Annotated in this window: 14 protein-coding genes; 7 read left to right on the forward strand and 7 right to left on the reverse strand. The window is 65.2% G+C overall.

Going from position 1 to position 13,320, the window contains the following annotated elements:
• Positions 1-28: 28 nt before the first annotated feature.
• Entirely contained in the window at positions 29-901 is an 873-nt protein-coding gene (locus tag QFZ33_RS21925; RefSeq protein ID WP_307030941.1) for an NAD-dependent epimerase/dehydratase family protein, read from the reverse strand.
• Positions 902-1,186: 285 nt separating this feature from the next.
• Here QFZ33_RS21925 and QFZ33_RS21930 point away from each other — a divergent pair, with 285 nt between their 5' ends.
• Entirely contained in the window at positions 1,187-1,930 is a 744-nt protein-coding gene (locus tag QFZ33_RS21930) for a GAF and ANTAR domain-containing protein (protein ID WP_307030943.1), read from the forward strand.
• 9 nt (positions 1,931-1,939) lie between these two features.
• Here the strand turns inward: QFZ33_RS21930 and QFZ33_RS21935 are convergent, their stop codons facing one another.
• The gene (locus tag QFZ33_RS21935; RefSeq protein ID WP_307030945.1) at positions 1,940-2,431 is read right to left on the reverse strand and encodes an Hsp20/alpha crystallin family protein; all 492 of its coding nucleotides are present in this window, start codon (positions 2,429-2,431) and stop codon (positions 1,940-1,942) included.
• A gap of 678 nt (positions 2,432-3,109) precedes the next feature.
• Between QFZ33_RS21935 and QFZ33_RS21940 the strand changes: the two genes are divergently transcribed.
• Positions 3,110-3,436, forward strand: coding sequence for a hypothetical protein (locus QFZ33_RS21940; RefSeq protein ID WP_307030947.1), 327 nt, complete (start codon positions 3,110-3,112; stop codon positions 3,434-3,436).
• A 49-nt stretch (positions 3,437-3,485) separates the two neighbouring features.
• Here the strand turns inward: QFZ33_RS21940 and QFZ33_RS21945 are convergent, their stop codons facing one another.
• The gene (locus QFZ33_RS21945; RefSeq protein ID WP_214856953.1) at positions 3,486-4,100 is read right to left on the reverse strand and encodes a TetR/AcrR family transcriptional regulator; all 615 of its coding nucleotides are present in this window, start codon (positions 4,098-4,100) and stop codon (positions 3,486-3,488) included.
• 156 nt (positions 4,101-4,256) lie between these two features.
• On the opposite strand from QFZ33_RS21945, the gene QFZ33_RS21950 reads away from it, so the two are divergent.
• The 3 genes from QFZ33_RS21950 (at position 4,257) to QFZ33_RS21960 (ending at position 5,841) form a co-directional block, all read left to right on the forward strand.
• Positions 4,257-4,493: a hypothetical protein gene (locus QFZ33_RS21950; protein WP_307030949.1), complete on the forward strand. Its 237-nt coding sequence runs from the start codon at positions 4,257-4,259 to the stop codon at positions 4,491-4,493.
• 154 nt (positions 4,494-4,647) lie between these two features.
• The gene (locus tag QFZ33_RS21955; protein ID WP_307030951.1) at positions 4,648-5,121 is read left to right on the forward strand and encodes a sensor histidine kinase; all 474 of its coding nucleotides are present in this window, start codon (positions 4,648-4,650) and stop codon (positions 5,119-5,121) included.
• A gap of 54 nt (positions 5,122-5,175) precedes the next feature.
• Positions 5,176-5,841, forward strand: coding sequence for a nucleoside/nucleotide kinase family protein (locus QFZ33_RS21960; RefSeq protein ID WP_307030953.1), 666 nt, complete (start codon positions 5,176-5,178; stop codon positions 5,839-5,841).
• Here QFZ33_RS21960 and QFZ33_RS21965 read toward each other — a convergent pair whose 3' ends face one another.
• Positions 5,842-6,087 carry a hypothetical protein gene (locus QFZ33_RS21965; protein WP_307030955.1) on the reverse strand — a complete coding sequence of 82 codons (246 nt, stop codon included), beginning with the start codon at positions 6,085-6,087 and terminating at the stop codon, positions 5,842-5,844.
• Between the two features lie 69 nt (positions 6,088-6,156).
• Complete coding sequence (locus tag QFZ33_RS21970; RefSeq protein ID WP_307030957.1) at positions 6,157-7,191, reverse strand: LLM class flavin-dependent oxidoreductase; 1,035 nt, start codon at positions 7,189-7,191, stop codon at positions 6,157-6,159.
• A gap of 142 nt (positions 7,192-7,333) precedes the next feature.
• Here QFZ33_RS21970 and QFZ33_RS21975 point away from each other — a divergent pair, with 142 nt between their 5' ends.
• Positions 7,334-8,170, forward strand: coding sequence for an alpha/beta fold hydrolase (locus tag QFZ33_RS21975; RefSeq protein ID WP_307030959.1), 837 nt, complete (start codon positions 7,334-7,336; stop codon positions 8,168-8,170).
• Positions 8,171-8,475: 305 nt separating this feature from the next.
• Positions 8,476-9,012 (forward strand): hypothetical protein, encoded by a 537-nt coding sequence (locus tag QFZ33_RS21980; protein ID WP_307030961.1) that lies wholly within the window; start codon positions 8,476-8,478, stop codon positions 9,010-9,012.
• 101 nt (positions 9,013-9,113) lie between these two features.
• On the opposite strand, the gene QFZ33_RS21985 is transcribed toward QFZ33_RS21980, so the two are convergent.
• Positions 9,114-11,198: an Ig-like domain-containing protein gene (locus QFZ33_RS21985; protein WP_307030963.1), complete on the reverse strand. Its 2,085-nt coding sequence runs from the start codon at positions 11,196-11,198 to the stop codon at positions 9,114-9,116.
• Positions 11,199-11,470: 272 nt separating this feature from the next.
• Positions 11,471-13,165: a multicopper oxidase family protein gene (locus QFZ33_RS21990; RefSeq protein ID WP_307030965.1), complete on the reverse strand. Its 1,695-nt coding sequence runs from the start codon at positions 13,163-13,165 to the stop codon at positions 11,471-11,473.
• Positions 13,166-13,320: the final 155 nt, after the last annotated feature.

Genomic DNA, 13,320 nt, shown 5'->3' on the forward strand with positions numbered 1-13,320 from the left:
CGCAGGGGCCTCAAGTGTCCGTTGGCGCTCAGTCCTCTGTGGGCGTCGTGCGGGTCGAGTGGTAGTTCCGCCAGCTGTGCTCGGGCGCGTAGCCAAGGAGCCGTTTGGCCTTGTCGATGGACAGCAGGGTCTCATGCTCGCCCAGCTCCTTCGTCACCCTAACTCGCGGGAACACCTCCGCCGCCAGGCTGGCACTGGAGCGACTCATGACGGTGTCCTCGTTGGCGATGATGAAGGCCTCGAACCCCGGCGTCCGGTATTCCAGCGCGCGCGCCACTGCCTGCGCACCGTCGCGCGCGTCGATATAACCCCAGAGGTTCCACTTGCGCAGGGCGGCGTCCGAGTCAAAGGACGGAAACTCCTCATAGTCCTCAGGATCCATGACATTGGAGAACCGGAAGCCGACGATGCTCAGCTCCGGATCCCAGCGCGTCATCTGGATCGCCATCTGCTCCTCGAGGTGCTTCACCAGCGAGTAGGTGCTCTCCGGCCGGGCCGGATACTCCTCGTCCACCGGGATGTACGGAGGGTCGACGTCGAACGGCAGTCCCAGCACCGTCTCACTTGAGGCGTACACAATTTTCTTGATGCCGGCCCTCCGGGCCGCCTGGAACACGTTGTAGGTGGACAGCATGTTGTTTTCGAACGTGGCGGCGTCGGGCACCAGGCCAGGAGCCGGGATGGCGCCCAGATGGACTATCGCGTCGAAGCCCTGGTGCCGGTCATCCAGGCCCATGATGACGTCAACAACCTGCCCGTAATTACGCAGGTCCACGGCGGCGAACTGTGGACTCCGGCTGCCCGTCCGGTCCAGGTTGAGGACCGAATGCCCGTCCGCCACAAGCCTGCGGACCACATTCTGTCCGAGCTTTCCACTGCCTCCCGTTACGGCTATTCTCACTGCGGCCTCCTCCTGTTTGTTGCTGGCTCTGCCCTGGCCAGCCATGCTGCGTTAGCCGCAGCGGCTCCGCCGCCCGGCACCTTTCCCCAGCCTAGGGCCCGCGGCTGTAACCGCTGTCATGGCTCGTGAAGAACTGGTGTATATTTTCTCGGTACGGTTTAGCAGAAGGCCGTTGGATTGTTGTTCGATCCGGCACCTTGCTCGCTGTTGTCCGCCCCGGCCATGGGGCTCCTGCGCTGCGCCCGCTGGTTCGTCATGACCCGAACGAAACGGTACTGAAAGATCGTGGCCAGCGAGTCGACCGCAAAACCTGAAACCTCAATCACGGAGCACCTGAATGAGCTTGTGCTCACCAGCTCCGACGTAGGTGAATTCCTCCACGAGCTTGCCCGGATCTCTGCACGCAGCCTCTCCGTACCCGGCGACGAAGTCCTCTGCGGCGTGACCCTGTTGCGGCACCGCAAGGCAGCTACCGTGGCAAGCAGCAGCCCCGAGGCGCAGGCCATGGACGAGATCCAGTACGCTTTCGGCGACGGTCCCTGCATGACGGCCTCGCGCGAGCAGGTCACCATCCACATCACGGATCTTAAAGACCACGACCGCTGGAAAAGCTATGCCGAGACGGTCCTGGGGCAGGGCGTTCGCTCCATCCTCGCCGTTCCGTTCGTGCTCGAGGGCGAGACCCGGGCCGCCCTGAACCTGTATTCACACCGGCCGGGCCGTTTCGAGGGGCGGGTCCTGGAACTGGCGCAGGACTTCGTCAGCCAGACCTCAATGGCCCTGCGGCTGGCCGTGCGCTTCGCCCACTACAGCGACGCTGCGGCCAATCTCAAGGCCGCGCTGGAAACCCGAACCGTAATCGACGTCGCCGTCGGCGTGATCATGGCGCAGAACCGGTGCAGCCAGGAGGAAGCCTTTGAGCTGCTTAAGGCAGCGTCGAGTACCCGCAACATCAAGCTGCACAGCGTTGCGACATCGGTCGTTGACTCGCTCGGCCAGGGCCCGGCGAAGACCCACTACGAGGGCTGAGCTGCCGGCCTAGGGGCCACCGAAACTCTGGCCCTCGGGCTCCTCCCCCATGTCCCGTGAAGAGCCGCCAGTTCCAGCACCACCAGTTCCAGCACCGCGGGAGACGCGGACCTTCCGGGCTCCGGCAGCGGGCTCCTCGGGCAGCGGGACGCGCACTTCCAGAACGCCGTCGGTGTACGAGGCGCGGATGTCCTCCTGGTTCACCGGGGCGGGAAGGCTTACCGTTCGCGAAAACGTGCCGAAGCGGAATTCCGAGCGGTACCCTTCCTTGTCCTTGTGCTCCGATTTTTCTTCACGGCGGACTGTAATCTGCAGCTGACTGCCGGCGAGGGTGATGTCGACATCATTGTCAGGATCGATGCCCGGCGCTTCGGCCTTCACCACCAGGGAGCCGGCCTCCCGGTATTCCTCCACCCGGAGCCACGCCTCCAGATCCCCCTCCAGGAAACGGCGGAAGGGTTCCGGGAAATCCACGCCAGCCCGCCTGAATATGTTGGTCATCGCTGCTACCTCCTGTCAGCTTCCGGCCCCACTGCAGGATGCGGAAGCGGGAACGGGTCCCACCACCACAAAACTACGCCCTTGCGGAGCGCTTGTTAAGGCGCCCGTCGGGGCGCTTGCCAAGGGCTGCCCATGCAGCCTCCTGCCCCGCCAGCAGGAATCCTGAGAGTTTCCTTATGAAAATCCGGGAAGTTTCCGACTCAACCTCCGGGCCCCGCGCTAAAGCGGGCGTTTTCACCACCCTTACCCCCCCCAAATTCCGCGAGGAACCTTCTATCGAGGGGTGCGGGCACCGAGCTTTTCACAGGAGGCATGCTGCAGATTGGCGTCATGCAAGGGATCAGGCAGCCAACGGAGGAGCCCCAGTGAAGACGCTGTTACTGCTGTGTATTCCGGTGGTTACTTTCGCAGCACTCAACGTCTGGAACCAGGCGGTTGCGGAGCCCGCGCCTCTTCAGGGGCCCGGCATAGTGGTGGCGGAGCTCTCCCCATCAGCCAAAGCCGAATTCCTGGAGGGAAACGCGATCATTCACGGAGGTCCTGATGGACGGTAGCATTGCCACCCCTGGTGAGCCCAGTCGGCTAAACGTCCCCTCTGAACGTAGATGCCCCGGGGATGCAGCGGATGAGTTGGATGACTTCTGCAGCGAATCGCTAAGGTCGATCGACAGGACGGTGATGCGCGCGCAGGTCATCGAACTCATCCTGGACATCCTCGCCACCACGGATGTGCAATCAGAAGCCAGGCACCGGCTGCTGCAGCACCTGGCCTCGCATCCGGGGTCCCCCGAGCAGGCCTTGCTGTGCCACCTGAGCGAGAACGCCTGCCTGCCGCCGGCTGCGGGCGCCGACTCCCTGGCGGCGGGCGGCTTCCTCCCGGCGGGCGGAGACTACTTCGCAGCTGGGGCGGCAGACCGGCCGGCGCAAGGCAGCGAGGACTCGGGTGAAGGATCGAAGTCGAGGTGGCTCCCGGCCCCGCTCCGGAACCTGTTGCGGCGCGACTGATTTGGACCGGCAGCTGAAGGGAGCCGACGGCGGCCGGCCGTCGGCACTTTCAGCTCCGGTGGTGCTCGATCAGCCAGCCGGCCATCTGCTGCGCCCGCTTGGAAGCGAGGAAGTCGCCTTCAGTAGCAGAAATGATGGAGCCCTTCATCAGGATGTGCCAGGAGCGGGCGAATTCGTCAGGGCGTTCGAGTCCGGCCTCGTCGGCGAGCGCCTGGATGTGGCCGCGGATTCTGGCGAGATAGCCGATGCTGGCCTCGCCAAGCGGATGCTCCGGGCCCATCTCCAGAAGGACGTTGATGAAGGTGCACGCCTCGAAATCGTCGCGCTGGAACCAATCACCGAAGACGTCAAAGATGGCCAGCAGGCGCCCTTCGGGGGTGGTGCCCCTGCGCCTCGCCTCGGAGACAATCAGGTCCACGGTCCAAACCTGGTCGCGGAGTGCGAGGAAAGCCAGAACCAGCGCATCCTTGGAGGGGAAGTGGCGGTAGAACGTGGACTTGGCCACGCCGGACCGTTCGATCAGCTCATTGATTCCGACGTCGCGGACACCGCGGTGGGAGAAAAGCTCGTAGGCAGTGGCGAGGATCCGGTCCACTGGTTCACTATGGCCGGTACGCACCCCTGGAGGAAGCAAGGCATCCCCGGTTGCATCAGGAGCACTCATTAGAGAATCAGTGTACCTTGGTACTGGTAGAGACAGACCTGTCTGTCTTATTGTTTTAGGAACATGACGCTTCGTCTTGGGAACGGCGTCCCGGCAACAGCGCCGGACCACGGGCCGTTGGCGTCACTGCAATGGGGCAGGAACAGGAGGGTACCGATGGACGAAGATATCCGCGCGGTGGAAGAGGCCGCGGCTACGCTGGAATCCGCCGTAGTAGAGCACGACCCCGCAGCTGCAACCCTGCAATACGCAGTGGCGGCAGCCGTAACCCACGGCAAGCCGATCCGCGAAGTAGCGGCGGCCGCGCACATGACTGCGCTGGAGGTCCTGGATGCAGCCGATGCCGTGACATACCCACAGCAACCGTTGCAGCCCTGGATGCTCACCCCGTAGGTGCGTGCAAAGACCTCGCGGAAACTTGATTGGATCCCCGGGTAAACCTGCGGCAAGCCTGATCGGCCCGCGCCACCCTTAAGCATCAGCCCCTGGAGGAGCGATCTTTCCAGGGAAAGCATGCAACTAGGACCGCTAGGAAGCGGAGGGCGCCATGAACCGGTCAGCAACTCTCGAGGAAGTCATCCAAGTAGGCGGTGTCATCACCGACCGTGAGCCGCTGGACTTTTACCGGCTGGGGCTCGCTGGCTGCATCGACAGGCTCACAGTCCCCCTTCGCCGCCAGGGCACCTGCGTCCACTGGGAGACTCCCCATCACGGCGTTGAGATCTCGTCCGGCTGCGCGTCCCTGCTGTATCAGTCCGCGCAGGAGGCGCTGAGCAACACGTTCAAGCATGCGCATGCCACCGATGTCACTGTCCGGCTTGCCGCTGTGTTCCACGGCATCCGCCTCATGGTCGCGGACAACGGCACCGGCTTCGAATCGGTTCCGCCGGCAGCGGAACAAGTCAACGGCCACGGACTCAGGACCATCTCGCAGGCGGTCGAGGAAGCGGGCGGGACGGTGGACATCACCTCCGCTCCGGGCACCGGCACGGCCATTACCATCACCATTCCGCTCGACTGAACCTCAGCGCATCGCAACACACCTGCGTCCCGGGCCTCGCTTAGGATGCTGTGCATGACCCTTCCGAAAGTTGAGCCCTGCGCCGTCCGGGCATTCGAATCCGTGGAAATCCAGCACCCCGTCGCCGGACTGCGCAGCCGGATGAGCGCCGGAAGGCGGATTCTCCTCGGCGTGGCTGGTTCCCCGGGGTCCGGCAAATCCACCTTCTCGGCCTGCCTGGCCGACGCCCTCGGCCCGGATTTCGCCCTTGTGGTGCCCATGGACGGTTTTCACCTGGGCAACGCCATCATTGACGGCACTCCGCTGCGGCAGCGCAAGGGCGCACCGGACACGTTCGACGTCGGCGGTTACCTTTCGCTCCTGCAGCGGCTTTCGCGCCGGGACGAGGACGTCGTGTATGCACCCGACTTCCGGCGGACGATCGATGAGCCCGTGGCCGCTTCGCTGGCCATCCCCGCCGCCGTCCCCGTCATCATCACCGAGGGCAACTACCTGCTCGGCGACGATGCGCGCTGGCAGCAGGTGCGGGCGCAGCTGGACGAGGTGTGGTTCATCGACACACCGCGTGAACTGCGCCTTGGCCGCTTGGTTGAACGGCACATGCTCTATGGCATGGACCGCGCTGCGGCCGAGGCCTGGGCCAACGGGCCGGACGCGGCCAACGCGCGGCTGATCGAAGCCACGCGTTCCCGCGCGGACAGGATCATCCCCTGGCTTTAGCTACCTGTCCTCGGCGTCCCACAGCCCGGATTCGTCCGCGGCCTCTTCCGGCTTGTGTTCGCTTTCCGGCGCTCCACTGCCCACGTAGCTGGCCGGTACTGTTCCGCCAGGCTGTGTCATCTGTTCCTCACGGATGTTGCGTGCCGTGCCCGCCTCGGGATGGGGCTGCTCCTGTTCGACGGCGTCCGGGTCGCCCGGCCCCCGAAGGTCGCTGGGCTCTTCCGGATTGCGCTTGCTGTCGGTCATGCCACTGCCTCTCACTGGGAAATGCCGGTCGCGTCCCAGTCTAGGAGGAAGCGTCTTGACGCCAGTAGATTACGCCCCCGCCGGCACCCATCCCAGCACCGGGGCCACATGGCGGGCGATGTTTCCCAGCAGCTTGGCGTTGTACTCCACGCCAAGCTGGTTGGGGACGGTGAGCAGGAGCGTGTCCGCGGCCTGCACCGCGGCGTCGGCGGCCAGTTCCTGGGCTATGACGTCCGGCTCCCCGATATAGCTCTTGCCGAAGCGGGCAAGGGTACCGTCGAGGGCGCCCACCTGGTCCTTGCCTTCGCGGAGGGCGCTCAAACCGAAGTACTGCCGGTCCTCGTCATCGGCCAGCGGCACGACGCTGCGGCTGACCGAAACCCGCGGCTCATGGCCATGCCCGGCCGCCGCCCACGCCCCACGGAACATCGCGATCTGCTCGGCCTGGAGCTCATGGAACGGCACCCCCGTATCCTCGGTCAGCAGGGTGGAGCTCATCAGGTTCATCCCCTGCTCGGCCGCCCAAACCGCGGTCTTCCGGGTCCCGGCGCCCCACCAGATCCGCTCGGGCAGCCCCTCGGACCGGGGCTGGACCGGCAGCAGCCCGGTGGCTCCCCCGGCGTATCTCGGGTCGGCCTCCACCACGCCGGCGCCGGCGATGGCCCGCCGGAACTCCTCGGCATGCCGGCGCGCCATGTCGGCCTCCGTCTCGCCGTTCCGCGGCACATAGCCGAACGCCGCCGCCCCGTTACGTGCGGGCTCTGGTGAACCGCGGCTGATGCCGAGCTGGAGCCGGCCGCCGCTGATGAGGTCCGTGGCCGCAGCCTCCTCCGCCATGTACAGCGGGTTCTCGTAACGCATGTCGATGACCCCGGTGCCGAGCTCAATGCGGCTGGTGCGGGCTGCGGCCGCCGCGAGCAGCGGGAACGGTGACGCCTGCTGGCGAGCGAAATGGTGCACGCGGAAAAACGCGCCATCAATGCCAAGCTCCTCGGCGGCCACGGCCAGCTCGATCCCCTGCAGCAGCGCATCTCGCGCAGTCCTTGTGCGGGAACCCTGCACCGGTCCCCAGTGGCCGAAGGACAGGAAGCCAATTCGTTTCATGCCGTTCTCAACATCCCGGTCTCCGCTGCCATTCCTGCAGGCTACGCCCTGTCACAGACCCTGCGCACCGGCCCGCGATCCGGATAGGTTGGTAACACCGCTTGAGGACGTCCGTTCTCGCGAGACCGAAGGGAATGTAGACATGGCTTTCATCACCGTTGGACAGGAAAACAGCACCGACATTGAGCTCTACTACGAAGACCACGGGACCGGACAGGCTGTTGTCCTCATCCACGGCTATCCCCTGGACGGGTCCTCCTGGGAGAAGCAGACCGCCGCCCTGCTCGACGCCGGTTACCGCATCATCACGTACGACCGCCGCGGCTTCGGCAAGTCCAGCAAGCCCACCACCGGCTACGATTACGACACCTTCGCGGGCGACCTCAACACCGTCCTCACCACCCTGGACCTCAACGACGCGGTGCTGGTGGGCTTCTCGATGGGAACAGGCGAGGTGGCCCGGTACCTCTCCACGTTCGGGTCTGCCCGCGTGTCCAAGGCTGCTTTCCTGGGATCGCTTGAGCCCTACCTCCTGCAGACCGACGACAACCCCACCGGAGTCCCGCAGTCAGTGTTCGACGGCCTGACCGAGGCGGTCACGGCGGACCGCTATGCCTTCTTCACCGAGTTCTTGAAGAACTTCTACAACAGCGACACATTCCTGGGCACGCCCCGCCTCAGTGAGGAGTCCGTCAGGGCAAGCTGGAATCTTGCCGCCAACGCGGGCGCCTTCGCCTCGGTGGCAGCCCAGCCCACCTGGCTCACCGACTTCCGCGCCGACATCCCGAAGATCGACGTCCCCGCCCTGATCGTGCACGGCACGGCGGACAACATCCTGCCGATTGACGCCACCGGGCGGGAGTTCAACAAAGCCCTGCCAGAGGCCGACTACGTGGAGATCGACGGCGCCCCGCACGGCCTGCTCTGGACCCACGGAGCAGAGGTCAACGAGGCCCTGCTCGCCTTCCTGCGCAAGTAGCACGCCGCAAAGGGAGGGCAGCCGACGCCGAAAGGATCCGCCGTCGACTGCCCTTCATTGCGGTAACAACCGCTCTAGGTTGACAGTTTCGGTAAATCAGTGTTGACACGCACTTCCGGAGGTACACTCGGAATACCGGATCCGGACACTTCCCTTGAGGGGGACCCGGCTCCAAGCCCACCCGACAATTCCCGGTGGACGATCATAAAGTGGCAGAAGTGGTTGATAGGTCTCCACGCGCCCCGTGATCTGCTATTCCTGCCCGAACAAAAATGAATGTGCATCCCTAGGCAGGAGCAAAAACTATGACCATCACCTCGCCAACGCGGCAGCGCCGCCCATTGGCAGCCAGACTCGCTTTGGTTTCAGCCGCATCCTTCAGCCTCATTGTGGGTTCCGTGGCGGTCGCGGGACCGGCGTCAGCTGCGGGCTACGGCCAGAACGACAAAAAAGTTGAGTGCTGGGTCAAGGCCAAGGACGTAAAGGAGAGAGCGGACTACGGCAACTACTCGAGGAGCTCGAGGAACTCGGCCGACGTGAAGTTCGAGTTCAAAGTCTGGTGTGACAAGAAGACTGACGTTAAGTTTGAGCACTGGATCTTCCAAAAGAAACACGGCAAGTGGGTAAAGATCGAGGAAAAGAACGGCCATATTTACAACGTTAAGGACAAAGTCACAAAGCACACCAAGGCTAACGTCAAGGACACTGGCCGCAAGGGTGGCCACGAATACGTGCTCCATGTCGTCAAAATCAAGTACGACGACAAGGAGGGGCGGCACTCCTACAGGGTAACCAAGACCGACCACGCATACGGAACGGTCGATTTCGGCTCCTACCACTAGCCTTTCAGGCTGACCCGGTTCACTAACTAAACAGAGGCCGACGGCGGTTGCGAACAACCGCCGTCGGCCTCTGTTTTGTGTGGCTCAGGTTTTGCCGGAGATCACAGAGAACCGGTGGTGAACGTCCAGCCAGCCGACTTCAGCGGGTTGCCCGCGAGGTCGCGGACCGCCGCGGTTCCTCCGGTCACGGTGACCGTGTATTTGGTCCGCCCGGCCAGGGTCGCCGAGGGGTTCAGGATCCACTGGTTCGTGGTGCCGTTGCGGGAAACGGTGGCCGTCACCGTGGCGCCGGTGGCGGCGTTCTTCAGCGTGACGGTGCCGGTACCGGCACCCTGGATGGCTTCACTGAAGGTCACCGCGATGTTGTTGGCGCGCCGCACCAGCGTGGCGCCCGGGCGCGGCGTCATGGCCGTGATGACCGGGGACGGGCCGGTGGTGAACGTCCAGCCGGTGGTGGCCAGCGGGGTGCCTGCGGTGTCGAAGATGGCGGCGGCTCCGCCGGTGATCGTCACCGCGTACTTGGCGTCGTTAGCGAGGTTGGCCGCCGGATCCAGGGTGGCGGTGCGGGTGGTGGAGTCGTACGTGACGGCGGCCGGCAGCACAGTCCCGGCAGCGTTCTTCAGGAGGAAGCTGTTGCCGGTTACGCCCTGGACAGCCGTGCTGAAGGTGGCCGTGATGTTGCTTCCGGCGGCAATGGCGGTGCCGTTCGCGCCCGGCGTGCGTGCCGTGACCGTTGGGGCTGCTGCGGTGGTGAAGGACCAGCTGCCCGTCACGAAGGGCGTGCCTGCGGCGTCGCGGACGGCCGAGGATCCGCCGGTCAGCGTCGCCGTGTACTTCTGCGACGCATTGAGTAGGCCCTCCGGGTTCAATATTGCGGTACGCGTGGCGGCGTCGTAACTGACGGCCGCGGGCACCGTTGCGCCGGCGGCGTTCCGCAGGACGAACGTAGAGTTGCCCACGCCCTGGACCGCGGTGCCGAAGGTGGCGGTGACGTTGGCTCCCACGGCGGCGCCGGAAGAATTGGCCGCTGGGCTTAGTGCTGTCGCGGCTGGTGCGGTGAGGACCGCAACTGCCGGGTCGGAGAACAACAGCCGGTTCGGCGTCCCGGTGGTAGCGCCCGAGACCGCGCTGGAGGTGGCGGCAGAAAGCAGCTTCGACGCCACGTCCGCCGGCACCAGCCCCGGCGACCGGGACAGCATCACCGCCGCGGCGCCAGCCACATGCGGCGAGGCCATCGAGGTGCCACTCATCAGGGCCGTCGCCGTGGTTGAGGCATGGGAAGCGGACTTGATGCCCACGCCCGGCGCGTACAGGTCGACGCAGCTGCCGTAGTTGGAGAACGGTGCCTGCTTGTCCGCGGAGTCGCTCGCGGCAACGGTCAGCGCGCCGGCAACGCGGGCCGGGGAGCTGTTGCACGCATCGGCGGCGGAGTTTCCGGCGGCGACCACTGCGGTGACGCCGTCGTTGATGATGCCCTGCACCGCGGCGTCCACCATGGCGCTGGCGGTGCTGCCGAGGCTCAGGTTGGCCACCGCCGGGGTACCGGCCTGATGGTTGGAGACGACCCACTCCAGCCCGGCAATCACGTCCGAGTTGAAGCCCGAACCGGTGCAGTCCAGCACGCGGACGGGGACCACCGTGGCCGCCTTGGCCACGCCGTAGGTCTTTCCCGCGATGGTGCCGGCAACGTGCGTGCCATGGCCGTTGCAATCCCCCGTGCCCAGTCCGTCGGAAATCGCCGACCACCCCGAGGCAACGCGGCCGCCGAACTCCGCGTGCGCAGACAGCACGCCGGAGTCAACCACGTACGCGCTCACGCCGGCACCTGAAGACGCCGAAATGTAGGTCCCGGACAGCGGTAGGGCGCGCTGGTCAATGCGATCCAGGCCCCACGTAGCGGACTGCTGGGTGTCGGCAGCCGTTACCGGGGCATCGGGTTCGACGGCGGCCACGCCGGCCGACCGCAACAGGCCCGCCGCCTGCCCGGGCGTCGCCGTCACCACTGCGCCCCGGATCGCCTTGGCGAACGTGCGTCCGACGGCGATGTTCCTCGAGCGCAGGTTCCGCACGGCCGAGGAAACGTCGGTCCCGGCGGAGTAGCGCACGATGTAGCGGGCAGCCGGTGCTCCCGCCCCGGTTTCCGAAGCGGCAGCACCGGCTGACACTCCGGCGATGGGGGCGGCCAAGGCCGTCAGCAGCAGCGAGGCCAGGGCAGGACGGAGAACAGACGAAGCGCGAATTTTGGGTTCCTTCGAACGAACTGAGGGCCAGCGGGGAAAGCCAAAGGAAGGCTGATTCCAGTGTATTTTCCGCGGCCGGCCGCAGCCCCGTTGCTGGCCCGAAGCTTCGGCGAAGCTTCGAAAGCTGCGCGAAAACCGGCTAAATCCTGCGCTTGCCTGTACTCCTGAGCTTGCCTGACCTCCTGCCCGGCACCTGCCTCAGGTCCCCGCCACCCGCCTCAGGTACCAGCCGGGAACGCCGGGCGGTACATGGGCGGGAACGAACCCAGGGGTGTGGGGTCCGTTTTGGGCGGGTCGGAGAGGATGGGGTCGTTGTTCCGCAGATCGCCCACCGAAAACTGCACCATCATGTCGTGATCCTCGTGCACCAGGTTGTGGCAGTGCATCATGTACCGGCCGCCGGGGGAATCCGGTCCGGTGTCGAACTGCATGAGCAGCGTGATGGACTCGTTCTCACCAGCGTAGAACACATCCTTCGGCCCGGTCTCCCAGGCGAACGGCTTGCCGCCGTTGGTGTTCCGGGCAATGATCTTCGCGTCAACGAGGTGGATGTGCACCGGATGGAACCAGCCGCCTGACTCGTTGATGATGGTCCACTGCTCCACGGAATTCCGCCGCGGGATGGCGAAGCACCTGGTGAAACCCGACTTTTCCACGTCCTCCCATGTCTCCTCGTTGATGGTCCATTCCCCTCCCTGACGCTTCACGCGCAGCACCCGCTTTGCGACCGCCATCTCAGGTTTGAGAGCCATGGTGGCGATGCTGCCGCGGGCGCTTCCCGGCGTTCCGCCGTCGTCCAGTGTCACCGGGACGGAACTGATGCTTCCCGCCGAGGAACCGGAGCCGGCCACCACCTGGAACCGCATGACCTTGTTGGTGTTGGGCAAGTCCAGGTTGTTTTTGTTGCTCAGGTTTCGCAGGTCCACGGTCTGGCCCACCCTGTACCGGCGGAAGTCGATGAGCACTTCGTAGCGCTCCGCAGTCCCCTGGCGCCAGGAGGAGACAGCCTGCACCCTGGGGACCATCCCACCGTCGGTGCCCACCACATGGAATGGCTCCCCGTTGGAGAGGGCCAGCCGGTAGGAGCGGGTGATCGAGGCGACGAGCACGCGGAAGCGGTAGATCCGCGGTTTGACCTTCATGAGCGGCCACGGCACGCCGTTCACCATGATGATGTCACCCCACAGCCCGTCGTGATCATTGTCGTTGTAGCCCAGCGAGCCGTCGGCGTTGAACAGCGCGTCGGAGATGATTAGCGGCACGTCGAATTCGCCTTGGGGCAACTGTGCCCGTTCAAATCTGTCCTGCAACGGGTACATGGCCGCAAGCCCCGAATAGACGCCCTGCGCGGTGACCAGGTGGTGGTGGTCGTGGTACCAGAGGGTCCGTGCGTTCTGCCAGTTCGGATAATGGTAGTTCTTGAACTTTCCGGGTGCAGTGGAATCGTTGGCGTAGCCGTCGTACTGCGGCAGCGATGCTGAGCCGTGCAGGTGGGTGACGGTCTTGAAGGTGCCGCGGTGGAGCAGAGCCGTGGACGGAAGCGCGTTTCGGATCCGCACCTCGGTCCGGGTTCCCTGCGCCACCCGGATGGTGGGCCCGGGAAATATTCCGTTGTATCCGGCCACCGGCGTGGAGAGGCCCGGGACGAACCGGGCCTGGCCCAGCTTCTGGGTGAGGGCGTAGCGGGCAAACGGCCGGGCCGGGTCACCGCCGTCGAAACCCGTCTGGTAGGGCACCAGCTCCGGCGGACGGCGGAACCGTGCCGTGTACGGCACTGGCATGTTCGCCCGGGCCAGCTGGCTCCGGGTAATAAGTGACGTGCTTTGCGTCGGCTCGTCGCCGTTCGCCGCCACTCCGGTCAAGGACGCTGCCCCCACCACGCCCAGTTTCAGAACTTCCCTGCGAGACGTCATTGTCTCCTCCAGATGTCGCGATGATTTGGATTGAAAAAGGCAGACCTGCGGCCGGAACCGCAGGTCTGCTGAATCCCCAGGGACGCGGAACCCCGAACTTTCCGGGCCGCTGGCCTTCCGGCACCGCGCCCACGATCAAGTTCAGGTTTCCGCTC

The organism is Arthrobacter globiformis, assembly GCF_030815865.1.
Taxonomy (GTDB): domain Bacteria; phylum Actinomycetota; class Actinomycetes; order Actinomycetales; family Micrococcaceae; genus Arthrobacter; species Arthrobacter globiformis_B.

What these genes read in the sequence shown, in the direction of transcription:
- QFZ33_RS21935 (WP_307030945.1), bottom strand. Translation starts at nt 2,431, where the DNA reads ATGACCAACATATTCAGGCGGGCTGGCGTGGATTTCCCGGAACCCTTC.
- QFZ33_RS21940 (WP_307030947.1), top strand. Translation starts at nt 3,110, where the DNA reads ATGCGCGCGCAGGTCATCGAACTCATCCTGGACATCCTCGCCACCACG.
- QFZ33_RS21945 (WP_214856953.1), bottom strand. Translation starts at nt 4,100, where the DNA reads ATGAGTGCTCCTGATGCAACCGGGGATGCCTTGCTTCCTCCAGGGGTG.
- QFZ33_RS21950 (WP_307030949.1), top strand. Translation starts at nt 4,257, where the DNA reads ATGGACGAAGATATCCGCGCGGTGGAAGAGGCCGCGGCTACGCTGGAA.
- QFZ33_RS21955 (WP_307030951.1), top strand. Translation starts at nt 4,648, where the DNA reads ATGAACCGGTCAGCAACTCTCGAGGAAGTCATCCAAGTAGGCGGTGTC.
- QFZ33_RS21960 (WP_307030953.1), top strand. Translation starts at nt 5,176, where the DNA reads ATGACCCTTCCGAAAGTTGAGCCCTGCGCCGTCCGGGCATTCGAATCC.
- QFZ33_RS21965 (WP_307030955.1), bottom strand. Translation starts at nt 6,087, where the DNA reads ATGACCGACAGCAAGCGCAATCCGGAAGAGCCCAGCGACCTTCGGGGG.
- QFZ33_RS21970 (WP_307030957.1), bottom strand. Translation starts at nt 7,191, where the DNA reads ATGAAACGAATTGGCTTCCTGTCCTTCGGCCACTGGGGACCGGTGCAG.
- QFZ33_RS21975 (WP_307030959.1), top strand. Translation starts at nt 7,334, where the DNA reads ATGGCTTTCATCACCGTTGGACAGGAAAACAGCACCGACATTGAGCTC.
- QFZ33_RS21980 (WP_307030961.1), top strand. Translation starts at nt 8,476, where the DNA reads ATGACCATCACCTCGCCAACGCGGCAGCGCCGCCCATTGGCAGCCAGA.
- QFZ33_RS21990 (WP_307030965.1), bottom strand. Translation starts at nt 13,165, where the DNA reads ATGACGTCTCGCAGGGAAGTTCTGAAACTGGGCGTGGTGGGGGCAGCG.